This is a genomic window from Pseudarthrobacter sp. KH_020_B, assembly GCF_057840185.1.
This window is the reverse complement of sequence record NZ_CM174506.1, coordinates 1,380,479-1,403,420: the sequence shown is the minus strand read 5'-3', so window position 1 is coordinate 1,403,420 and position 22,942 is coordinate 1,380,479. Positions and strand designations below refer to the sequence as shown.

General features: G+C 65.8%; 16 protein-coding genes and 1 tRNA gene. 2 read left to right on the top strand and 15 right to left on the bottom strand.

All coding sequences use genetic code 11. From position 1 onward, the window contains the following. Positions 1–22: 22 nt before the first annotated feature. From sufU to AC3IT0_RS06605, 9 genes are all read right to left on the bottom strand, one after another. Entirely contained in the window at positions 23–472 is a 450-nt protein-coding gene (sufU, locus tag AC3IT0_RS06645; RefSeq protein ID WP_489322962.1) for a Fe-S cluster assembly sulfur transfer protein SufU, read from the bottom strand. A 24-nt stretch (positions 473–496) separates the two neighbouring features. Continuing rightward, positions 497–1,822, bottom strand: coding sequence for a SufS family cysteine desulfurase (locus AC3IT0_RS06640; RefSeq protein WP_489322961.1), 1,326 nt, complete (start codon positions 1,820–1,822; stop codon positions 497–499). Positions 1,823–2,209: 387 nt separating this feature from the next. Next, the gene (locus AC3IT0_RS06635) at positions 2,210–4,837 is read right to left on the bottom strand and encodes a LuxR C-terminal-related transcriptional regulator (protein ID WP_489323733.1); all 2,628 of its coding nucleotides are present in this window, start codon (positions 4,835–4,837) and stop codon (positions 2,210–2,212) included. 79 nt (positions 4,838–4,916) lie between these two features. After that, the gene (locus tag AC3IT0_RS06630) at positions 4,917–7,655 is read right to left on the bottom strand and encodes a LuxR C-terminal-related transcriptional regulator (protein WP_489322960.1); all 2,739 of its coding nucleotides are present in this window, start codon (positions 7,653–7,655) and stop codon (positions 4,917–4,919) included. A 118-nt stretch (positions 7,656–7,773) separates the two neighbouring features. Continuing rightward, complete coding sequence (gene pth / locus AC3IT0_RS06625; RefSeq protein WP_489322959.1) at positions 7,774–8,364, bottom strand: aminoacyl-tRNA hydrolase; 591 nt, start codon at positions 8,362–8,364, stop codon at positions 7,774–7,776. A gap of 80 nt (positions 8,365–8,444) precedes the next feature. Continuing rightward, entirely contained in the window at positions 8,445–9,029 is a 585-nt protein-coding gene (locus AC3IT0_RS06620) for a 50S ribosomal protein L25/general stress protein Ctc (protein ID WP_489322958.1), read from the bottom strand. Between the two features lie 228 nt (positions 9,030–9,257). Further along, complete coding sequence (locus AC3IT0_RS06615; protein WP_489322957.1) at positions 9,258–10,238, bottom strand: ribose-phosphate diphosphokinase; 981 nt, start codon at positions 10,236–10,238, stop codon at positions 9,258–9,260. Then, complete coding sequence (glmU, locus tag AC3IT0_RS06610; RefSeq protein WP_489322956.1) at positions 10,238–11,716, bottom strand: bifunctional UDP-N-acetylglucosamine diphosphorylase/glucosamine-1-phosphate N-acetyltransferase GlmU; 1,479 nt, start codon at positions 11,714–11,716, stop codon at positions 10,238–10,240. The genes AC3IT0_RS06615 and glmU overlap by 1 nt, the downstream gene beginning before the upstream one ends. A 128-nt stretch (positions 11,717–11,844) precedes the next feature. After that, positions 11,845–11,916, bottom strand: a tRNA-Gln gene (locus AC3IT0_RS06605). 148 nt (positions 11,917–12,064) lie between these two features. Between AC3IT0_RS06605 and AC3IT0_RS06600 the strand changes: the two genes are divergently transcribed. Beyond that, the gene (locus tag AC3IT0_RS06600) at positions 12,065–12,709 is read left to right on the top strand and encodes a TetR/AcrR family transcriptional regulator (RefSeq protein WP_489322955.1); all 645 of its coding nucleotides are present in this window, start codon (positions 12,065–12,067) and stop codon (positions 12,707–12,709) included. 869 nt (positions 12,710–13,578) lie between these two features. On the opposite strand, the gene AC3IT0_RS06595 is transcribed toward AC3IT0_RS06600, so the two are convergent. From AC3IT0_RS06595 to AC3IT0_RS06570, 6 genes are all read right to left on the bottom strand, one after another. Beyond that, positions 13,579–15,405, bottom strand: coding sequence for an ABC-F family ATP-binding cassette domain-containing protein (locus AC3IT0_RS06595; protein WP_489322954.1), 1,827 nt, complete (start codon positions 15,403–15,405; stop codon positions 13,579–13,581). A gap of 38 nt (positions 15,406–15,443) precedes the next feature. Next, complete coding sequence (locus AC3IT0_RS06590) at positions 15,444–16,406, bottom strand: 4-(cytidine 5'-diphospho)-2-C-methyl-D-erythritol kinase (protein ID WP_489322953.1); 963 nt, start codon at positions 16,404–16,406, stop codon at positions 15,444–15,446. Further along, complete coding sequence (gene rsmA / locus AC3IT0_RS06585; protein ID WP_489322952.1) at positions 16,403–17,275, bottom strand: 16S rRNA (adenine(1518)-N(6)/adenine(1519)-N(6))-dimethyltransferase RsmA; 873 nt, start codon at positions 17,273–17,275, stop codon at positions 16,403–16,405. The genes AC3IT0_RS06590 and rsmA overlap by 4 nt, the downstream gene beginning before the upstream one ends. Before the next feature lie 184 nt (positions 17,276–17,459). After that, positions 17,460–18,632, bottom strand: coding sequence for a resuscitation-promoting factor (locus tag AC3IT0_RS06580; RefSeq protein WP_489322951.1), 1,173 nt, complete (start codon positions 18,630–18,632; stop codon positions 17,460–17,462). Between the two features lie 259 nt (positions 18,633–18,891). Next, on the bottom strand, positions 18,892–19,815 hold the full coding sequence (locus tag AC3IT0_RS06575) for a TatD family hydrolase (protein ID WP_489322950.1): 924 nt from the start codon (positions 19,813–19,815) through the stop codon (positions 18,892–18,894). Positions 19,816–20,027: 212 nt separating this feature from the next. After that, positions 20,028–21,602 carry an IS1182 family transposase gene (locus AC3IT0_RS06570; protein ID WP_489319853.1) on the bottom strand — a complete coding sequence of 525 codons (1,575 nt, stop codon included), beginning with the start codon at positions 21,600–21,602 and terminating at the stop codon, positions 20,028–20,030. Positions 21,603–21,831: 229 nt separating this feature from the next. On the opposite strand from AC3IT0_RS06570, the gene AC3IT0_RS06565 reads away from it, so the two are divergent. Beyond that, a complete protein-coding gene (locus tag AC3IT0_RS06565) occupies positions 21,832–22,941 on the top strand; it encodes an AAA family ATPase (protein WP_489322949.1) in 1,110 nt (369 codons plus the stop codon). Position 22,942 lies beyond the last annotated feature (1 nt).

The following is a 22,942-nucleotide window of genomic DNA, read 5'->3' as shown; positions in this document are numbered from 1 at the left end:
ACCGGCGTCGGCCGGTGAAGGCCTAGGCTGCCTGGTTCAGGGCGTCCTCGGCGGCCACCCAGGAAATCATCGCGCACTTAACGCGCGCGGCGTAGCGGGCCACACCCTCAAAAGCCGCGGCGTCGCCCAGGATCTCGGGATCCGCGTGAATCTTCCCACGCGAGCGGAGCACTTCGCGGAAGGTGCCAATGACGGAATGGAGTTCGTCCACGGTCATTCCCTCCGCGAGCTCGCTGAGGACCGACGCCGAGGCCATCGAGATGGAACACCCTTCGCCGTCCCAGGAAATCTGCGCCACCCTGCCGTCTTCCACAGCCACCCGCAGCGTGACTTCGTCGCCGCAGACGGGGTTGAGCTGGTGGGACTGGCCCGTGGACGCCCCCGCCGGCGCGGTGACACCCGCCAGTCCGCTGCCGTGGCGGGCCTTGGAATGGTCAAGGATGATCTGCTGATACAGCTGGTCAAGGCTCATGCTGGATTACCTTCGGTGATCGCGTCAGACGCGGAAGTAGGAGCGGACTCCGGCGACTGCTTCCAGGAAGGTGTCGACGTCGTCGGTGGTGTTGTACAGGTAGGCGCTTGCCCTGGTGGTTGCGGTCAGGCCCAAGCGGCGGTGCAGCGGCTGGGCGCAATGGTGACCCACGCGGACGGCGATGCCCCGCGAATCCAGGAACTGCCCGACGTCGTGCGCGTGCACACCGTCGACGTCGAACGCGGCAAGGCCGATCCGCTCCTGTCCTGCGGCGGGCCCCAGGACGCGGATGCCGGGAATGGACTCCAGCCCCGCCACCATCCGCTGGCCGAGCTCCGATTCCCAGCGGTGCACACGGTCCAGGCCGGTTTCCGTGAGGTAGTTGGCTGCGGCGGCCAGGGCAACGGCCTGCGAGATGCGCTGGGTGCCGGCCTCGAAACGCTGCGGCGCGGGCAGGTACTCGGCCCGTTCCATGGTCACGGTGGTGATCATGGAACCGCCGGTCAGGAACGGCGGCAGCACGTCCAGGAGGTCCTGCTTGCCGTAGAGGACACCGATTCCGGTGGGCGCCAGCATCTTGTGGCCGGAGAAGACGGCGAAGTCGACGTCAAGCTCCTTGACGTTCAACGGCAGGTGGGGTGCGGACTGGCAGGCGTCCAGGACCACCAGTGCTCCGGCTCGCCGCCCCAGCGCGACCAGTTCCTGCACGGGATTAATGGTGCCCAACACGTTGGAAGCGTGCGTGAAGGCCAGGACCTTGGTTTTGCTTCCCAGGATCTCGGCCGCAATGTCCAGCCGCAGGGCACCGGCGTCGTCGATGGGGATGTAGCGCAGGGTGGCGCCGGTGCGGAACGCCAGTTCCTGCCACGGGATCAGGTTGGCGTGGTGCTCCATCTCGGTCACCACGATCTGGTCACCCGGGCCCACGGCGAGGTCTTTCAGCCGGGCGCCACCGCGCCCTTGCGCCACCCACAGCGCGGCGTTCGACAGCGCATAGCTGACCAGGTTCAGGCCTTCGGTGGCGTTGGAGGTCCACACCGTTTCCTCATAGCCGGCACCAATGAAGTCCGCTATGGTCTGGCGGGCGTCTTCGAAAACCTCTGTCGCTTCCACGGCAAGGAAATGGGCTCCGCGGTGCACGGCTGCGTTGCGCTGTTCGTAAAACTCCTGCTCAGCTTCGATGACACTCAGCGGGTTTTGCGAGGTGGCGCCCGAATCGAGGTATACCAGGGGCTTGCCGTTCACCAGCTGGCCAAGCACGGGGAAGTCGTTTCGAATCCTGAGGACTTCGGCGTTATCCAGGGCCGGTACTGCGCGTTCCAGCGTGGCAGGCGTTGATACTAGGGCCAAAGCTAACTCCTTGAGATGCCAATGGATTGACACTCAATTGTCCCACAACACCACTGTGGCGGCGGCCCGATGGGCAACCGCCACAGCAGCTCCGGGCTTCAGCCCGCGGAAGTGAGGGCCGGCGACGGCTGGGGGGAGAGTCTCGGTCTCAGAAGACTCTGACGTCGCCGGCCCCGCTTCGATCCAGCCCCGGGGGCCGGAAGTTTTGCTCAAAAAGAGGCCTGAAAGTCTGTTGGCCGGTCCGCGGTTTTGGTGGCTCCGTGTTTTCCTGCCGCACTAAGTCAATCGCATGCGGATGCTCCGCACACGAGTAGGCAGTACTCTACTTTTTTGGGCCGGGGCTACGCGTATCCGGACGCCCGTACGCAGGCGCGTCCGCAGGCAGGCTTAGTTCGGAAGGGCTGAAGCCAGTTCGTCGCGGCTCCGCACGCCGAGTTTGACGTAGGTGCGGTACAGGTGCCCCTCCACAGTACGTACGGACACCATGAGCCTTTGTGCGATCTCCCGGTCGGTGAGACCTTGCACAGCGAGCTCTACGATGTCCTGTTCCCGGCGGGTGAGATGCACGCTGGGTGCTGCGGCGATGAAGTGGCCTTCCCGGAACCTCTCGCCCAGTTCGTGGTCACACTTCTCCCGCAGGGCCACCGCCTGACGGGCCCGCCGGCGTTCACCGGAGCTCTCAAGGACGGTGCTCGACCGCGCGTAGGCTTCCCGCGCAAGGTTAACGAATCCCGCGCCTTCAAGCATGACCGCCGTTTCCATGATGGACTCCGCATCCGCGGACTCCCAATGCCCCGCCAGCGTGAGCATTGCCGCGGCCCAACGGCCTTCAACGTTCCCCGCCAGTGAGTGGACCAAAGGGATCACCGAATGGTCGCCCAGGTCCCAGCAGAGAGCCAAAAGCTCCAGAAGTGTCCCGGCCCGGGTGGTCACCTCGGGCGTGGTGGCCAGTGTGTGGAGGGACGCCAGGCCCTTTCCGTCATGCGCCACATACTCCGATGCTGCTGATGCGTACGCCTTTGCAAGGAGTCCGTAGCCGGTGGAGCCCTGCGGGGAATCCTTGTAATCCAGCTCAAGCCGGCCGGCCTGGGCGGCGTCGCCGAGCCTCGCCGCTACATAAAACGCAAGCCCGGAACCAAACCGGAACATCTGCAGCGGATCGTTGAGCCTCAGGGTCTCCACCGCCGGCAACAGCGTTTGGTAGGCGCGTTCCATCCGCCCCTGCCGCAGGAGCGAGTAGCCACGGAGCACTTCGAGGCTACCGCTAAAATAGGCAACACCCCTCGGCTGTCCGGCAGCGTAGTTCGCCAGCTCCCGTTCCGCCGAGTCCCACTCCCCCATGGCCAGGTAATCTGCAACCAGGCGGCCAAGGACAAATTCATTGAAGAAGAACACGCCACCCTGCAGGGAGGGAAGTTCCGAGACCGCCAGCAATGCGGCGTCCAGCCCCTGGACGGCACGTCCGGCCGAGGCGAACGAATGGGCCTCCAGCGCCAGTCCCACAGCACGCAGGGCGTCGTCCGTAGCATCGCCGGCGGGGCTGCGCCGAAGTTCCTGGACCCCGGCCTCCAAGGCCTGGTGGTTGCCTGCTTCGCAAAGTTCCAGCAGGCGCAGCAAGCGCTCCTGCCAGGGCCCGGCCGGTACACCGGCGCTCTCTTGGGAATCCGGCGGCACAGCATCCGGGCCAGCCGTCGTGGCGCCTGCACTTTGAAGCGCTTCACGGGAATCGGCCGCGAATACTGACAGCGGCGTTCCCAGAGCCTGGTGAGCCATGGCCCTGAGCATCAGGACCGGAACAGCCCAGGCACCGTTCCCCAGTTGCAGCCAGCATCCGTCCAGAAGCTTGGCCGCACCCACGAAGTCGCCTTCATTGAACAAGGCGCGTCCCTGGACGGCCTGTGCCTGCGGCAGGAGGGCCGGGTCCGCGACCTTCGCCGCCATCGTCCGGCTGCTCCGGTTCCGGGAGTGGATCAGGGCGGTACCGGCCGCCTCGAGCAGCTCGGGATCGGATATTTTTAATCCGCATTCGAGGGCCCATTCCACGGCCCTCATTCTGCCCTCAGACCCTTCGGGAGCGGTTCCGAGCTGGTCCCGGATCTTTTCAAGCAGCTGCAGGCTCCGGGACACCGAGATACTGGTGCGGAGCGACTCGCCGAACACGGAGTTCCAGATCCGGAGATCGGCTGGAATGCCGGAACTCTCCACCATCATCTGCTGGTCCAGCAGCGTGCGCACTACCTCGGCGCCAAAAATGTCCTCGATCACCTTCCGGCTCACGGGCCCGGCGAGGGCTACAAGTTTCAGGACTTCCTGCTCTTCCGGGCTGCGGCGGAGCATGTCCGTCACCACCACCTCGGTGAGCCTGGGTCCGTCGGCGGGCAACGGGCCCAGCAGCATCCAGATCCCGTTCCGCTTTGCGAGTTCGCCCCGCTCTGCGGCATCGTGCAGCAGGGCGTCAAGAATCCGCGGATTTCCGCCTGACGCACTCCAGATGGTGTCAATGGTTCCGGACGGGACTGTTCCATCAAGTGCGTGGGAGAGGACTTCCTCGACCTGCTCCCGGTTCATGGGACGGAGATCCACACGGTCAGCCAGGCCGTCATACCAGAGCTGCGCGAGCGGCTGCGGCAGCCCGGGCCGCGGCCTGCCGGCAGCAAGCACCGTGGCCCAGCCGGCGGAGATCATGTCGGCCACAATGCTGGCCGTTGCCTCGTCCAGATGATGGGCGTCATCCATCATCAGGAGCAAAGGGGCATCCCTCCCGGCTTTCAGCTTCTCAAAGTAGCTCCACACGGACCGCAGCACAGCCACCGGAGACACGGAGTCCTCGGCCGTCAGCTCCGCCGTGTAGGGCGCCAGGACTCCAAAGGGAACGCCGGACAGTGACGAACTCCCGTGGATCTGAACAATGATCATCTCCTGGGCAAGCCGATCGGTGATGGCTTCGGTCAGCGTTGACTTCCCGATGCCCGGGCCCGCCATGAGGAAAACAGCCTGGCTCGTGCGGCTGCGGATGATGTTGCAGATCCGGTCCAGCGGTTCACGCCGACCCGTGAGCAGTCGATACGGCGTTCCCGGTTTGGCTGCGTGGCCGTTAGACGAGTCCAGTCAGATCACCCCTGGACGTTACTCCGAGCTTGGTAAAGACCTGGTAAAGGTGGCCTTCCACGGTGCGCACGGACACGCCCATCTCCACGGCAATGTCGCGGTTGGACGAGCCCCGGCCGGCCAGCCGCGCGATCTGCCTCTCCCTGGCGGTCAGCAGCGGGCTGCCGCTGCTCGGGACGATCGGCAGGCTTGCCACGGTGGCTGCGAGGATGTCCAGCCGGGCCTGTGCGGTCCTGGCTGAGACCGAGTCGCCGGCCTGCCGAGCGTAGTCAACGGCCAGCGCCATGCACCGGGCCTCAACGGCATCCAGTTCCAGGGTGGCCGCCAGCTCCCCGCCGGCAAGCAACGTTTTGGCGTCGCGGGTCCGGCTGCCCACGGCGATCAGCCGCGAAATTTCCGCCAAGGGGCCCTGGCGATGCCCGGCCACTTGTTCCATCAGCCGGAAGTCAGCCTCCGTGCCGTTGACGGTGGCTCCGAGCAGGCTGATCCCGGCAAGGGTGAACGTGCCTGCTGCGATGTCGCGGCGCGCAGACTGCTTCAGGCGCGTGGCTGCGTCGCTGTCCCCCAGCCAACGGGCGGCCATATCCGCGCAGAATTCAGTGCGGCTCCGGGCGGCATGGTCAGCTGCCCCTGCTGTCCGTTGCAGCCTGTCGAGATACTTCCGGGACTGCCCGGCATTGCCGATCTGCGCATACGCGAAGGCGATGGCAGCATAGGCGGCGCGGAGCATGCTCTGGACGGGCCGCAGCTCCAGCTGTGCAGCGGCCGAGAGCAGCGAATCAAGGGCAACGGCACCGCGGCCCGAGTACACGTAGGCGATGCCGGCCGCGAGCTCCGCGGCGGCGCTCCGGTAAGGGAGCCGGTGGAACTCGCGCGCGGAAGGCGGATCCAGGAGGTCGATGCACCGGCGCCATTGCCCTGCCATCAGGAGCACGTTGTACGCCCGGCTGGCGAACTTTTCGCGCAGGCCCACGATCTCGGCGGCGTCCGAGATCTGCCCGCCCAGCTGCCTCATCAGGCTCAGGGCGTCCATTTCCCGCCCGGTCATGGACAGGACGCTCATGAGGATTACCGCTGAGTTCATCCTGAACCACGTGTCCGGATTCTGCCCGGGGTCCGCAGCGGCTTCAAGGGCCGGCAAGGCGGCGGCGTAGTCACCCACGAAAGCCTGGTACTCGAATTCGCTCAGGCTGATCCGGTTGGCCGCAGCAGCCAGCGGCTCAGGCCAGCCCTTCGCGATTCCTGGCTCCACGCCCAGCCGCTCCCGTGCCGTCTGAAGCAGCGCCGGCACCCGGGCGGTGTGCGCGGGGAGCCAGACCATGACCCGGGATTTGGCCTCGACCACCCGGGCGAACTCCTCAACGTCCAGGTTGTCCAGCTGCGGCTGGGAAATATCGTCCAGTGCTGCCATGGCCTGCACCGGGAGATCCATGAGCAGGTACGCTGCCGCCTTCTGTCGCTGGGCAGGCACCCATTGAGGGTCATTCCGTTTCAGGGTGTCGGCATACTTGAGGGCAAAATGAGGGTCAAAGAGCTGCACTGCGGCTTCGGCAGCGGCCAGCGCCATGGCTGGACTCAACTCGGCCTCGCATTCCTGGGTCCAGGCGCCGAACGCCATCAGCTCTTCCACGGTCATCGTGTCAGGGTCAGGTTCCTTGCCGCCCAGGAGCAGGCTCCGCAGTTCCCTTCGCCGAGTGATGCTGAGCCAGGAGCGGACAACGTCGCCGAGGTACTTTTCACGCAGTGAAACCCACCGGTTGTCCGAAGCGTCGATCTCCAGCAGGCCCGAATCCTCCATGTCCGCCACCACACCCGCACCGTAGACGGCGGTCAGCCTGAACAGTTCCACACTGCGGGCGCAGGAGAGCATCTCGATGACATCCCGCTCCTCAGGAGACTTCCGGGTCCACTGGGACCGCACGATGTCGTCGAGGCTTGCCGCGCCATCAAGCACCACCTTGTCCCGAAGAGTCCAGACGGAGTCCGACAGAACCAGGTTCCCCGAATGCTGCTGCTCGGTTACAAGCGCTTTCAGGAGCAGGGGGTTGCCGCCAACCATGGTGTGGAAGGTGCTGACCAGGGAGGCCGACACGCGGTGTCCCAGCAGGGAAAGCAGCACCTGCCGGGTCTGCAGCTCATTGAGGTTGTCCAGCCTGACCTCGGTGAGCCTGCGGTCGTTGAGGAGCCAGTGGAAATCGGCCGGAAGATCACTGACCATCGGTGCCACGGCCACCATGCGGGCGGTCCCGGTCAGGAGGATGTTGAGCAGGACGCCGGCGCTCATGTCATCGATGCTGCCGGCGGTGTCCAGGGTTATGACACACTGGCGCCCGGCGGCATCGCTTTTGATGAGGGATGTAATGCCACGAAGGATGGCTGTGGGCGAACCCATGTACGCCTGGGGAAGCCGCGCCAGCAGGAAGGCCAGGCAACCGTAGGGCGTTGTGCCGGCCGACGGTCCGTTGCGGAGCTGCAATGTCCAGATATCCGGCCCCAGCTCGGAGACGGCTGTCCTGGCCAAGGACGACTTGCCTACGCCGCGTCCACCGGTGATGACAACTCCCAGGGAGTCGAGGCTGGTCAGGGCCGTGCGGACCGTTTCGAGGTTGGCGCTCCGCGCGGGCACGGACCACCGCTGTTGCTCTGCTATGCCAGCAGCGTCGGTGCGCAGCTCAAGGTCGTTGAGCGGTGACCCACGTCCCCAGCTGAGTGGCTCGATTGACATGAACTTGTCCCCTACATCCCACTAAAGCGGGATTAGCCCCATCGCTCCCCCGCTTAGGAAGAAGACTACCCCTTGGCACACGCAGGTAAACAGAGACAGGCGGTTTTAAGTTTTATTCCTAAACGTCTGACCTGGCCGGATGGAACTTCTGCTGGGCCGCAGTCAGTCCTTCCCTGACCAGCATCTCCACGGCATCGGCCGCCTCATCGAGCAAGAACGGAAGTTCTTTGCGCTCTGCAGTGCCAAAATCGCGCAGGACATAGTCTGCCGTGTCCATCCGCCCTGGAGGGCGACCCACACCCACCCGTACGCGCAGGTAATCCTTAGTGGCCAGCGCCTTGGACATGTCCCTGAGGCCGTTGTGGCCGCCCTCACCGCCGCCGCATTTCAGCTTTATGGTGTTGAACGGAATATCAATCTCATCGTGCACCGCGACAACATGGTCAGGATCAATGCCGTAAAAATTTGCCAGGCCGGCCACAGGGCCACCGGAAACGTTCATGTAGCTCATCGGCTTGGACAGCACCACCCGTGCGCCGCCGATCCCGAGCCGTCCTTCGAGCACCTGGGCGCGTGCCTTGTGGGTTTTGAACTTGCCGCCCATCCGGCCCGCGAGCTCGTCCAGGACCATCTGGCCGACGTTGTGCCGGTTGGCCTTGTACTCGGCCCCGGGGTTTCCGAGGCCAACGATCAGCCAGGTATCAGTCATTATTCAATCCTAAGGTGGTCCGGACATGGCTGTGGCCGGACCCCGACAGGGCCCGGCCACAGCTGCAAGCGGAGGAGTTGTTACTCGGCTGCGGCTTCGGTGGAAGCCTCGCCCTCTTCTTCTGCGGCCTCAAGGGCCTCGGAGATGTTGACAACCAGTGCGTCGGCGTCGGCCAGCAGGACCGAACCCTTCGGCAGGACCAGGTCGGAAGCGTGGATGTGCTGTCCCGCGGAGCGGCCTTCGATGTCGACCTCGATTGCGGTGGGCAGGTGAGTTGCCTCGGCCTCAAGGGAGATGACGGTGAGTTCCTGGTTGAAGACGCTGCCCGGAGCCAGTTCGCCAACGATGTGGACGGGGATGTCCACGGTGACCTTCTCACCCTTGATGACGGTCAGCAGGTCGATGTGCTCGATGATCTGCTTGATGGGGTCGCGCTGGACGTCCTTGACCAGGGCCAGGTGCTCTTCGCCGTTGACATCCAGGGACAGCAGGGCGTTGGCTTTGCGGACTGCCAGCGTGGTGGCCTTGGCCGGAAGCGTGATGTGGATCGGCTCGGCGCCGTGGCCGTAGATGACGGCGGGGATCAGGTTGGCCATGCGGGCGCGGCGGGCGAAGCCCTTGCCGAATTCGGTGCGTACTTCTGCTGCGAGCTTCTGCTCAGACATGTGTATCTCCTCGGAAGACTAAAGGTGTTCAGCAAGGGCGGAGGTCTGTTACGACCTTCAACGCCGGGCGGCCGTGAGGCGGCCCTTCCAGAAGGGAGATTCAGACCCAGTCGATAACGGAGACCTGCAGTCCGGTTTCCCGGATGCTCTCCCTCGCCAAGGTATCGTCAAAAAGCTTACCAGCGCCGGGCCCAATTACGGAAAACGGTCCCCACCAGCCCAGTGTGGTCAGGCGTTGCCGTCGAACAGGCTGGTGACCGAACCGTCGTCGAACACTTCGCGGATGGCGCGGGCGATCAACGGTGCGATGGACAGCACCGTCAGCTGCGGGAACTGCTGGTTCGCGGTGAGGGGCAACGTATTGGTGACCACCACTTCGCGGGCGCCGGATTCGGACAGCCGCTGAGCCGCGGGCTCGGAGAAGACAGCGTGCGTCGCGGCGATGATGACGTCCTTCGCCCCGGCGTTCTTCAGGACCTGGACCGCTCCGGAAATGGTGCCGCCGGTGTCGATCATGTCATCGATCAGGACGCAGGTCCGGCCCTCGATCTGGCCCACGACGGTCTTGGAGACGGCCTGGTTGGGAACTGTGAGGTCGCGGCTCTTGTGCACAAAGGCCAGCGGCGCTCCGCCCAGGCGTTCGGCCCACTGCTCAGCGACGCGCACCCGGCCGGTGTCCGGGGACACCACGGTGACGTTGTCCGCGGCGACGCGGGTGCGGATGTAGTCGGCCAGGAGGGGGATCGCCATGAGGTGGTCCACGGGCCCGTCGAAGAAGCCCTGGATCTGCGAGGTGTGCAGGTCAACGCTCATGATGCGGTCGGCACCGGCGGTCTTGTACAGGTCCGCCACCAGGCGGGCGGAAATGGGTTCGCGGCCGCGGCCCTTTTTATCCTGCCGTGCATACGGGTAGAACGGGGACACCACGGTGATGCGCTTGGCGGAGGCCCGCTTCAGCGAATCGATCATGATCAGCTGTTCCATGAGGTGGTTGTTCAGCGGAGCCGGGTGGGCCTGGATGACGAACGCGTCGGTTCCCCGGACGCTTTCGCCCGCGCGGACATAAATCTCCCCGTTGGCGAAGTCGTAGGCATCAACGGGCAGCAGCTCGGTACCCAGCTCCTTGGCGATTTCCCGCGCCAGTTCGGGGTGCGCCCGCCCAGCGGCAAGCACCAGCTTCTTCTCGCCGCGTGCCGTAATTTCGTTCATTATTGCTGGTCCTCTTCTGTCGATGCTGGGGTATGTGAGGAGTCTGAGGCGGCCTGCGCCAGTTCCGCCGAGCGTGAGCCGGGGCGGTTGGCCACAACCCAGCCCTCGGCGTTGCGCTGCGGTGCAACGGACAGGACGAGAGCCCCTGCCGGGACGTCCTTGCGGATCACCGCGCCGGCGCCGCTGTAGGCACCGTCCCCCACGGTGACCGGTGCAACAAAGACTGTGTTGGAACCTGTGCGGACGCCCGAGCCGATCACCGTGCGGTGCTTCTTCTCGCCGTCGTAATTGGCCGTGATGTTGCCACAGCCAATGTTGGTGTCCTCGCCGATTTCGGCGTCGCCGGCGTAGCCGAGGTGGGAAAGTTTGGAGCCGCGGCCAATCGTGACGTTCTTCGTTTCGTAGAACGCGCCGATCTTGCCGGTGTCGCCGAGCACTGTGCCGGGACGCAAGTACGTGAAGGGGCCGACGGCGGCGTCCGCACCGATCGCGGCACCGGAACCGTGCGTGCGGGTCACCTTGGCGCCTTCGCCGATGCGGACATCGGTCAGCGTGGAGTCGGGGCCGACGACGGCGTCCCTCGCCACGGTGGTGGCCCCGTGCAGCTGCGTGTTGGGCAGGATGCGGACGTCCTCGTCCAGGGTGACCGTGGAATCGATCCAGGTGGTGGCGGGGTCAACCACGGTGACCCCGGCGCGCATCCAGGCTTCAACGGTGCGGCGGTTCAGTTCCGCGCCGAGGGCGGAGAGCTGCACGCGGTCATTGGCACCCTCCACCTGCCAGCGGTCTTCGGTGACGACGGCGGCGACCCGGCCGCCCGACTGGCGCGCGAGGCCCAGCACGTCGGTGAGGTACTTTTCGCCCTGCGAATTGTCGGTGGTGATGTGGACCAGCGCGTCACGGAGGACATCGGCGTCGAAGGCGTAGATCCCGGAATTGACTTCGCGGATCAGGCGTTCGGTTTCCGTTGCATCCTTGTGCTCGCGGATGCCGGTCACGGAGCTGTCATCACCGCGGAGAATGCGTCCGTAGCCCGTGGCGTCAGCCAGCAGCGCGGTGAGCACGGTGACGGCATTGGCCTCGCGCTCATGTGTGGCCACCAGGTCCGCCAACAGGCTGCCCGTGAGGAGCGGAACATCGCCGTAAGTGACCACTACGGTGCCCGCGAGTTTTTCCTCGGCGTCCAGTGCTTGCACGGCCACCTCGACGGCGCGGCCGGTGCCGGGGACATCGTCCTGGTCCACGATCAGGGCTTCGGGGTCCAGGTGTTTCAGGTGGCGGGCAACCAGATCCCGCTCGTGCCGGACCACCAGGGCAAGCCGTCCGGGGTTAATGCTGCGTGCTGCCAGCAGGGCGTGGCCCACCATGGACCGGCCGCCGATTTCGTGCAGGATCTTCGGGGTACGGGATTTCATCCGGGTACCGGCGCCTGCTGCCAGAACAATGACGGCGGCTGGGCCGGTAGTCTCGGGGATCACGTACGGGTTCTCCTTGCTTGGTTGCGCGTTGCGCTGGGCGCGGTGCCTGTCCGGCCAAAATCCACGGCGGGGCACCGGGTCCATCCTACTGGACGGTCTTCTCCTACTGGACGGTCTTCGCACAGCAGTTCCGCCCATAGGATTCGAACCTATACTCCACGGCTCCAAAGGCCGGGGTGCTGCCATTACACCAGGGCGGACCATGCCACAGGCGCGAAGGCCAAGGCACAAGTATTTATTTTGCCATGGCTTCAGGGCAGCCCGCGACATCGGCGGGAATCACGGCAGCCAGGCTCCTGTCGCGCCACCGGTTCCAACTGTCTCAGCGTGCTAGGGCATGATGGAAATGTGAGCAATAACCCACCCCGGACACGGATGACAGGCGTACAGCGGCGCAGCCAGCTGATCGACGTCGGCCGTGGCCTGTTTGCCGCGCGCGGGCTCGACGGGACCACCATTGAGGAAATCGCGGCCTGCGCCAGTGTTTCCAAGCCCGTCATCTACGAACATTTCGGCTCCAAGGAGGGCCTCTACACGCAGGTGGTGGACTTCGAGTTCCACATCCTGCTGGACTCGATCACCGGTGCGCTCACCGAAGAAGGTAAACCACGGGTCCTGGTGGAACGCGCCGCCCTGGCCCTCCTCACTTACATCGAGGACCGCGCGGAGGGCTTCCGGATCCTGATGCGCGACGCCCCGCCGTCGCAGCCCGAAGGCGCTTTCTCCACCCTGCTGTCCCAGGTCACGGCCCGCGTGGAACACATCCTGTCCGACGAATTCCACCGCCGCGGCTTCAGCGCCCAGGACGGCGCCATGTACGCCCAGATGCTCGTGGGCATGGTGGCCATGACCGGCCAGTGGTGGCAGGACAGCCGCCAGCCCGACAAGCACACGGTCGCCGCCCACCTCGTCAACCTCGCCTGGAACGGCCTCACCGGCCTCCAAAAAGACCCCGGGCTCCGCACCGACGACCCAGCGCGAACGGACACTTAAGCCCCCTGTGCGCGAGAGCGAGCCGCGCGTTGCGTTCGCGGCGCAGGAGCCCTTCGCCGTCGCTTTGACACGACACACAGGTGACGCTACGGTCGCTGAGCGACCTCCACGCCACGATGCGCCGCGATGCGCGACTACACGAAGGTCCCCCGCACCGCTGTTGCCGAAGGTTCCGTTCAGGGATCGCCAGCACACACCTAAGTGACCGTTCGAGCCCGGGCGCGAGGCCGCAACTGCCCCTCGCGCCAGTAAGCGCGAAAGGACACTTGCGGACCCGAATCCCGCCTGCAACGCACGACGGCGTCACGCACGGCACGCTTTCGGCCCACCCGCGGTCCCGCTCCCCCGCGAACTCGGCCTCCCGCCGTCGGCCATCACCCAAAAATCTGCTCCCCGTGACACGCCCCCCACACCCGAGGGGACAAGGTACCAAGGGGCTTAAGTGACCGTTCGCGCCCGGGTGCGGGGGCTTAAGCGGCCGTTCGCGCCGGTAAGCGCGAGAGGACACTTGCGGACCCGAATCCCGCATGCAACGCACGACGGCGTCACGCACGGCACGCTTTCGGCCCACCCGCGGTCCCGCTCCCCCGCGAACTCGGCCTCCCGCCGTCGGCCATCACCCAAAAATCTGCTCCCCGTGACACGCCCGCACACCCGAGGGGACAGGTACCAAGGGGCTTAAGTGACCCCTCGCGCTGGGAGGCGAGCCCACCGTCGCCGGAGGCGGTCCTTCCGAAAGGAGCGCATCGCGGCACATCGGAGCGCGCAGGTCGCCCAGCGACCGGAGCGTTCCCTATGTGCCGTGTCTAAGCGACGCGGAAGGGCCGACTGCGGCACCCAACCCGCACCCCGGGGAGTGCCGATCAGGCCTACTCGCCGAGGACTTCGAGGGCTTCCATCCATTCGAGTTCCAGGGTTTCGCGGTCGGTGGCGAGGTCCTTAAGTTTTTTGTTCTGGTCTCCCAGGGCATCGAAGTCGGATTCTGCGGTGCTCTTGACCATCTGGTCGTGAATCTTCTTTTCCTGCTGCTCCAGTTTGCCCAGCTGGCGCTCGATCCGGTTCTTGGCCTTCCGGGCGTCGCGCTTTTCGGCCTCGGTGGAGCCGGAGGCCGCGGGGGCGGAGCTGCCGCTCGGGCCGGTGACGGGGTTGCCGCCGCCGGTGATCGTGGAACCGGCCAGGGCGGATTCGCGGAGTTCCAGGTACTGGTCCACGCCGCGCGGCAGGGCGCGGATCTTGCCGTCGCCCAGCAGCGCCATCTGGTGGTCCGTCACGCGCTCCAGAAGGTAGCGGTCGTGGCTGACCACAACGAGTGTGCCCGGCCAGCCGTCAAGGACGTCTTCGACGGCGGCGAGGGTGTCGGTGTCGAGGTCGTTGGTGGGCTCATCGAGCATCAGCACGTTCGGCTCCCCCACCAGCAGGCGCAGCAGCTGGAGGCGCCGGCGCTCACCACCGGAGAGGTCCTTGACCGGTGTCCACTGCTTCTCGTTGGTGAAGCCGAGCTGCTCCACAAGCTGGCCCGCAGTGAATTCCTTGCCGCCCACGTTGAAGGACCGCTTTTCGCGCTCGATGACTTCGATCACGCGCAAGTCGGAGACGTCGTCGAGCTCTTTGACCTCCTGGGTCAGCACGGCGGTGACCACGGTCTTGCCGCGCTTGACCTTGCCGGATGACGGCTCAATCTGGCCGTTGAGGAGTTTCAGCAGGGTGGTCTTGCCGGCGCCGTTGACACCCACGAGGCCCAGCCGCTCACCGGGAGCAAGCCGCAGCGTGATGTTGTCGAAGAGTTTCTGTCCGGGGTCGCCACCCAGGAAATCCAGGGAGACGTTCTCGAGGTCCAGGACGTCCTTGCCAAGCCGGGCGGTGGCCATCTTGCTCAGGGCTGTGGAGTCGCGCGGCTCGGGGACGTCGGCAATGAGGGCGTTGGCGGCCTCGATCCGGAATTTCGGCTTGGCTGTGCGGGCCGGAGCGCCGCGCCGCAGCCAGGCGAGTTCCTTCTTAACGAGCTGCTGGCGTTTGCTTTCCACCACGGAGGCCGAGCGGTCGCGTTCCGCCCGGGCCAGCACGTAGGCCGCGTAGCCGCCGTCGAACGGGTCCATGATGCCGTCGTGGATTTCCCAGGTCTTGGTGCAGACTTCGTCCAGGAACCAGCGGTCGTGGGTGACCACCAGGAAGGCGCCCTGGTTGGCCCGCCACCGGGTCTTCAGGTGCCTGGACAGCCAGGCGACACCTTCGACGTCGAGGTGGTTGGTCGGTTCGTCGAGCATGATCACGTCATGGTCCTCGATCAGCAGCTTGGCCAGCGCCACCCGCCGCTTCTGTCCGCCGGAGAGGGCGTGGACGTTGGCATGCCAGTCGACGTCGGACACCAGGCCGCCCATGACTTCGCGGATCTGGGGGTTGCGGGCCCATTCATAGTCGGCCTGGTCACCGACGATCGCAGCGCCCACTGTGAGGTCGCCGTCGAGCACGTCGCTCTGGTCCAGGTAGCCGATGTTGACTTCGCTGCGCTTGGTCACCCGGCCGGAGTCCGGCGTGGAGCGCATGGCCAGCAGGCGCATCAGCGTGGACTTGCCGTCGCCGTTCCGGCCCACCATGCCGATCCGGTCACCTTCCTCGAGTCCGAGGGTGATGCCGTCCAGGACGGTGCGCGTTGCGTACGAAACCGTAAGGTTTTCGCCGCCAAGAAGGTGTGCCAAGGGGACTGCTTTCTGCTGCTCAGTAAGGAAGGGGGCTCTTAAAGGAGAGTATCGGAGATGATGCGCGCGCCGTGCACGGGCCCGTGGACAGGGAATGCCGTCAGCCCGTAGTGCCGCAGGTCCTCCGCCAGGTTTTCGGCGGCGGCGGGATTGTGCGTCAACAGCGCCACGGTGGGTCCGGAACCGGACACGATTCCGGCCAGGGCGCCGAGCGCTTCACCTCGTCCCAGCGTATCGCGGAGCGCGGGGGAAAGTTCAATGGAGGCCCGCTGCAGATCGTTCACCAGGACACGGCCCAGGGCATCGGCGTCTCCGCTCCGCAGCGCCTGCAGGATCTTGGGATCCACCGCTGTGGGCTCGGCAACGTCCAGTCCTTCGGCGTCGCGGAGCCGGTCCAGGGTGCGGAAGACCTCGGGGGTGGGCAGCCCATAGTCCGCCGCCACGAGGACCCAGTCGGTTTGGGCTTTGGCCAGTGCCGGCGAAAGGTCGTCGCCAACGCCGAGCCCGACGGCGGTTCCGCCGAGGAGGGAGAACGGCACGTCTGCCCCCAATTCAGCGGCCAGATGTGCCAACTCATCTCGCGACAGCCCGCTGTTCCAGAGCGCATCGCAGGCCAGCAGGGTGGCTGCGGCATCGGCCGAGCCGCCGCCCATGCCCCCGGCCACGGGGACCCGCTTGGTGATTTCAAGGTGCACGCCGGTGGAGTGCTCGGAGACATCGGCCATGATGGCTGCGGCCTTGTAGGCCAGGTTCTTCTCATCCAGCGGGATATGCACCCCGTCCAGGTCCAGGGTGCTGTCAGGGCTGATGCTGACGGTGATTCCCGGCGTCTCCGTGCTGGTGGCAGCCACTTCCTCGTAGAGGGAAACGGCCAGGTACACGCTGGCAACTGAATGGTAGCCGTCGGCACGCAAGGGTCCCACGTCCAGGGAAACATTGACCTTGCCGGGCGCCTTCGCGCGGACCGTCCGTGCCGGAAACTTCCCGGCGGCTGCCTTCACGACCCGGCCTCGCGGGCTTCGGCAATCCGGGCGAAGGCGTGGATGTCGATGACTTCGCCCCGGGCTGATGGGGCCACTCCGGCGGCGATGAGGCAGCGTTCGGCTTCGGCTGCGCCGCCGGCCCAGCCGGCCAGGGCGGCCCGCAGTGTTTTCCGGCGCTGGGCGAAGGCGGCGTCGATCACGGCGAACACCTGCTCACGGGTGGCAGTTGTTTCAGGCGGTTCCCGCCGGGTGAAGGCCACGAGTCCGGACTGGATCTTCGGCGCAGGCCAGAAGACGTTCATGCCGATCACCCCGGCCTTGCGCATACTGCTGTACCAGGCCGCCTTGACCGAGGGCACGCCGTAGGTCTTTGATCCTGGCCCCGCCGCCAGCCTGTCAGCCACCTCGTCCTGGACCATCACCAGCCCGTGCTGCAGGCTGGGGAAGTGCTGGAGCAGATGCAGCACCACCGGCACGGCCACGTTGTACGGCAGGTTCGCCACAATGGCGGTGGGTTCAACGGGAAGCGATGTGACCTTCATGGCGTCCGCCTGGACCAGGTGGAAAGCGCCCGCCGCTTCCGGCCGCCACGCTTTGACGGTTTCCGGCAGCTTCGCCGCCAGGACCGGATCGATTTCGACGGCGACCACTGACTGCGCGGCGTCCAGCAGGCCCAGGGTGAGCGAACCAAGGCCGGGCCCGACTTCCAGCACGGTCTCGTCCGGGCCGATGCTGGCAACGGAGACGATCCGTCGGATGGTATTGCCATCGATGACAAAGTTCTGGCCGAGTGTCTTGGTGGGCCGGATGCCGATTTCTTCCGCCAGCCGGCGTATGTCGGAGGCACCGAAGAGGGGTGCGGGCGCGGCGGCAGTCGGTTCAGTCACCTAGGTATCCTATCCCGGCGGCTGTGACGGGCCATCCGCTTTCCGGGCGGATCATGCGTGTTACGCGGTGCGTGGTTCCGTTAAACGGCAGCGGCCGGCCCCGGGATAATCCGGGACCGGCCGCTGCCTCCTGCTTGCCTGGCGGCTGTGGTCAGCTGCCGCCGGCGCAGGTGTTCATCGGTTCCTAGCTCGTAGCGGCCCAGCCACAGCCCCACGGCTGCAGGCCACGCTGTGCGTACACGCGGTTAGCGATGTCGATCTGCTGTGCCTTGGTGGCGAGGCTGGCGTTGGGGGCGTAGGCGCCGCCGCCCGCGCCGATCCAGGTCTGGATGTCGAACTGGAGTCCGCCGTAGTAGCCGTTGCCTGAGTTGATGGACCAGTTGCCGGTGGACTCACACTGGGCGATCTTGTCCCACATGGCCTCGTTCATCATGGCCGGGGCCGCGGCGCCGGTGTTTGTTCCGGCGGCTGCCGGCTTTGCCTTGGTGCCTACCGTAACCTTTTCCGTCACGGGCTGCAGGGAAACAGTTTCGGAGACCAGGGTCCGCGAGGCTTCACGGCCGTCAACCATCACCAGCTTGAAGTTCTTGTCCACCTTGCCGGCCACGCCGGCCTGGGTGACCTCTTTCTCACCCTTGAAGAGTTCGGCACTCTCGGTGGTCATGCTGTCGAAGGCAACATCTTCAGTGGTGGCTGCGGTCTGGCTGGTATCCACCCGGGAGACCTTAACCACCATGTTGTTGACTACGTGTGCGTTGCCCGGCTGGGACGTGCGGTCGTCGACGCCGAGGGTGATGCCGGCGTCCTCCAGCACCTGGGCGACGGTCCCGGCGGTGGTGGTGGCGGTGGAGGCCTTGCCGTCTGCAACAATGCTGACGGTCTTGGGCGTGGAGATGGAGACAAATGATCCGGCCACAGCGAGCTGGGCGTCCTTCGGGACGGAAACGGAGGAAGAGCTGGCCACTCCGAGCTCAGTGACGAGGCCCGCAACATCCGGCGCCGTTGTGTTGATGGTCTTTTCGGAACCGTCCAGGCTGACCTTCACGGCCTTGGCCATGTTGACGTTGATCACGGTGCCGTTCTCCACTTTGGCGTCCGCCGAGGGCGAGACGCGGTCAGCCGGCTTCAGTTCTACGTTTGCGCTTTTTACTACCTGGCCCACCGTGCCGCCGAAGGACTGGACCGAAGTCACTTTTCCGTCGACGTTGAGGGTAACGGTTTTGTTATTTCCGACGAAGGCCACGAGGCCCAACACCAGCGCACACAGCACCACCAGTTGGGTGCCCACCTTGATAAGACTGAACTTGCCGTCCGTTGTGAAGAGCTTGACCACGATTGCCCGTAACTTTTGATCCATCCGGGCACGGGGAAAAACGCAGTGAAATAGCCGGCGCATGACCCTGGGGACAAGCTCCGGGCACCGTTGCGCCGCCACACTCTTCACGGCAGGCAGCGGGCATCAAAGCCCTGCCTGGTCCTGCTGCGAATGAAGTGAAATTATCCGAAGGCCTTCCCCGACCCCGGCTAATAGTTCTCCACTGTAACCGTAGCGTTATAAAGCGGCCAAGAATTTTACATACGAGGTATGTGTAACCAGCAATGCGACGAGGCCAAGATCAGTCCCACGATCCGTACGCCCGCACGGTATTTTCGCTGATCCGGGTGCAGAGCTCGGCGAGGTCATTTCCTGTCAATTCGGCCATGGCGCGGACGGTGTACGGCACCATATAACTGGCGTTGGGACGGCCCCGGTGCGGATGCGGAGTCAGGAACGGAGCATCCGTTTCCACCAGCACCAGGTCCGGGTCCGCCACCGCCAGTGCGGCGCGGAGGTTGGCCGCATTCTTAAAGGTCAGAGTGCCGGCGAAGGACATGTTCCAGCCCGCGGCATTGCAGGTCCTGGCGAGTGCCTCATCACCCGAGAAGCAATGAAACACCACCCGCTCCGGCGCCCCCTCCTCGCGCAGGACCTGTACGACGTCGTCGTGCGCGTCACGGTCATGGATCTGCAGCGTCAGGTCCAGGCGCTTGGCAATATCGATGTGCCGCCGGAACGAATAACGCTGGTGGGCCAGGCCTTCCCCTTCGGTGCGGAAGAAATCAAGGCCGGTCTCACCGATGGCCCGGATCCGGGGATGGGCGGCCAGTTGCTCAATCTCCGCCAGCGCATCCTCCAGCTCACCGCGCCTGGCATAGTCCGGGGCGTCGTTGGGATGCAGTGCCACTGCCCCCAGCAACCTGCTGTCCAGCTCTACGGCGCGGACCGTGAACCGGGAGGACTCCAGGTCGCAGCCCACCTGGACAGCCCCCTGCACTCCGACGGCCTGGGCCGCATCCAACGCCGCGGCGATGCCCACCGGGCTCTGGCCATCGGGGAAATCCAGGTGCGTATGGTTGTCCATCACGGGGACCGGTAGAGGCTCCGGCGCCGGCGGATAGTGCGGCCGTGCCTGCCGCCCGGCATCTGCTGCGGCGTCGGCGGCATCTGCAGGGTCCGCCCCGGCGGCACGGTAAGCAGCGGGAATCAGCGAATTGCACATCCCTCAAGCCTAGGACGGCGCTGAACAAGGGACAATTCGGAGCGGCAGGTTTCGCTTTTGGACTCGTTCCGGGGCCTTGGGCGGCTCGTTGGGGGCATCGATTCCGGGCGCCGGAATTCCGGTCATGAATTTTGCGGGCCTTGCCGGGCCGTCCATAGCTCCCGTCGGCGCGGATCGGGGCCGGGGGCCGGGGCGGCCCCCCATTTTGGGTGCTATCCCAGGGCCCAGGCCCCGTTTTCGCCGGTGAGGCCTAGTTTCAGCAGTCGCCGAAGGTTCAGTGCGGCTGTGCGGACCTGCAGCCAGGCGTTGTTCTTTTCCACGCCCCGGTATCGCAGGCGCCGGTTGCCTCCGGCGACCAGCCAGCCGATGGATCTTTCCACCAGGGGCCGGTAGGCCCGGTAGTCGTGCCTGAATGCTTCCTGGCGGGCGGCGGCGCGGTGGGCGCGCTGGCGGGCGTGGTGGACGGTGATAACGACTTTCCGCCCGCCCTTGGCCTTCGTGCATTGATCCCGCAGCGGGCACGCCTTGCAGGCGGTGCCGAAGTTCACGTTGCCCCGGGGGCTGATCGTGCGGACCTCCCCGGCCGGGCAGCTGAGCGTGTTCTTTGCTTCGTCGTGGGTGAAGTCGTCCAGGTCGTACCCGCCTGGCACGGCCGGGCGCAACGGCTTGGGCTTGACCAGGCCCTGGTGCCCGGCCGTATCGAGGGTCTCGAGCATGGGACCGGAACCGTAGGCCGAGTCCCCGAGCACCTGGTAGTCCACGGCGTCGTCTTTCATGGTCGGGTCCGTGCCGAGCAGGACGATTCCGGCGTCCGCGTCACTGGAGCCGGGCCCGGCGGCCCGGGTCATCACCGCGGAGGTGTACAGCCCGGTCTCCGGCTCCGCGACGATGTGGCCCTTGAAGCCGTCCATCATCACCGAGCGGGACTTGTGCGCGTGCCGGGCCTCGGTGTCCACCGTGGAAACGATCCGGTCCGGGGCGACCTTCCGGGCGATCCGCCACCTCCCGTCGGTGCCGTCGGAGCCCTCGGCCGGCTCCACGTCCTGCCCCGCCACCAGCGCCAGCAGCACGTACGCCTGATACTCCGGGGACCTGTCATCCAGGGTGGCGGGGTCCACCGCGGCCAGCAGCGCCAGCGCGTCAGTGACCAGCCCGGAAATCAGTTCGTCTTTTGCTTCCTTGTCATCCCAGGCGATATCCGGCTTCCCCACCCGCGTGTAGTCATAGGAGGTCGCGTGGACGGCCATGAGTGTCGCGCCGTGCTCCATGGCCTTGCCGAAGCGCCGGATCACGGCAATGAGCTGGGTGATGGTGTCCTGGCGGGCCACCGCGTCCTGGAAGACCGTCGAGTCCACCGCCCGGCGGTGCCGCCCGGCCAGGACCCCGGTGGCGGTAATGACCTGGGCGACAGCCTCCATGATCCGGTGCGGGTTCTCGCTGGTCCGCAGCCGGTTGCGCCAATGGACCAGGGCGGTGGGGTGGAACGCGGCCTCCGTCAGCCCGTACCCGCAGGCGGCCTTCCAGCGCAGATCGTACGTCAACGCCTCCGCGGCCGCCCGGTCCGACAAGCCTTCCAGGGCCTGCAGGACCAGGACCGTGCCGATCACCGAGGCCGGGATCGAGGGCCGGCCCCGCCGGGAGGGAAACAGGTCCTCCATCATCGAATCCGGAAACAGCCGGCCCCGATGCTCCGCCAAAAAAGCGTAGGCACCGCCCGGAGCCAACAACTCCCCGGCCAGTGCCTCCACATCCAAATACCCGCGCTGGGCCGCCTCAATACCTTGCATGTACCCAGTCTTAACGACCACGACCCGAAGTCCAGCAGGCGCGCCTCAACCCACCCACATTGTTCAGCGCCGTCCTAGCGGCGGCGGATCCCCCCAGAATTCCCGGAACTCTCTGTCAGCAAGGGCAGTTGTGTTAGTAGGCTGGTACGAACAGATGCGAACGCCCGCCGCCGGGCGAAGGCAGGCCTGCTGTCCCGCTCCGGGTGATCCCCGGGCTGAAAGGTTGCAGATGGACTCTCACCGCCGCACCGCCGTCAATGAGGTAACGCCTGCCAGCCGGAACTTTACCGCTGTGACGGAGCAGGTGAGCCACCTCAACGGGCACAAGGCAGCCGCCATGGACGCGGAAGCCTTCCACGCGGCCAGCCAGCGGATCCTGGCCACAATCAACACCGTCATCGACGGAAAGTCGGAGGCGGCCAGGCTCGCCCTGACAGTGTTGCTGGCCCAGGGCCATCTGCTTCTGGAGGACGTGCCAGGCGTGGGCAAGACCCTCCTGGCCAAAACCCTCGCCCGGAGCATTGACTGCACGGTCAGCCGCATTCAGTTCACTCCCGATCTGCTGCCCTCGGACGTGACGGGCGTGTCCATCTACAACCAGGCGTCTCGGCTGTTCGAGTTCCGCCCGGGTGCCGTGTTCGCCAACATCGTCATCGGCGATGAAATCAACCGCGCGTCCGCCAAGACCCAATCAGCCCTCCTGGAGTGCATGGAGGAACACCAGGTCACCGTGGACGGGGACTCGTACAAACTCGACGAACCGTTCATGGTGGTGGCCACCCAGAACCCGATCGAGATGGAAGGCACCTATCCCCTTCCAGAGGCCCAGCGGGACCGTTTTATGGCGCGGATTTCCATGGGCTACCCGGACAAGGACTCCGAGATCGAAATGCTGGAGACCCATCAGGCAACCTCCCCGTTGGCCAAGGTCTCCGCCGTGGTCACCGCGGCGGACGTCGCAGCGATGATCGCCACGGTCCAGCAGGTTTACGTATCCCAGGCCGTCAAGGAATACACCGTCTCAGTTGGCCGGGCAACACGCGAAAGCCCCCTGCTCCGGCTGGGCGCCAGCCCGCGCTCCATGCTCCAGCTGCTCCGGGCCGCGAAGGCCACGGCGGCGCTGGACGGCCGTGATTTTGTGCTGCCCGACGACGTCGTCAGCGTCGCGGAATCCGTGCTGGCCCACCGGATCATCCTGGACCGCAAGGCGGCCGGCGCCGGCGAGACCCCGCACAGCGTCATCCGGGGCGTCCTCTCCCGGCTCCCGGTGCACCAGGACCCCGTGAACAGCCCGGCCAGGTCATCGGCCCCGCCGGCCGGATTGCGCCGAAACCACTAGG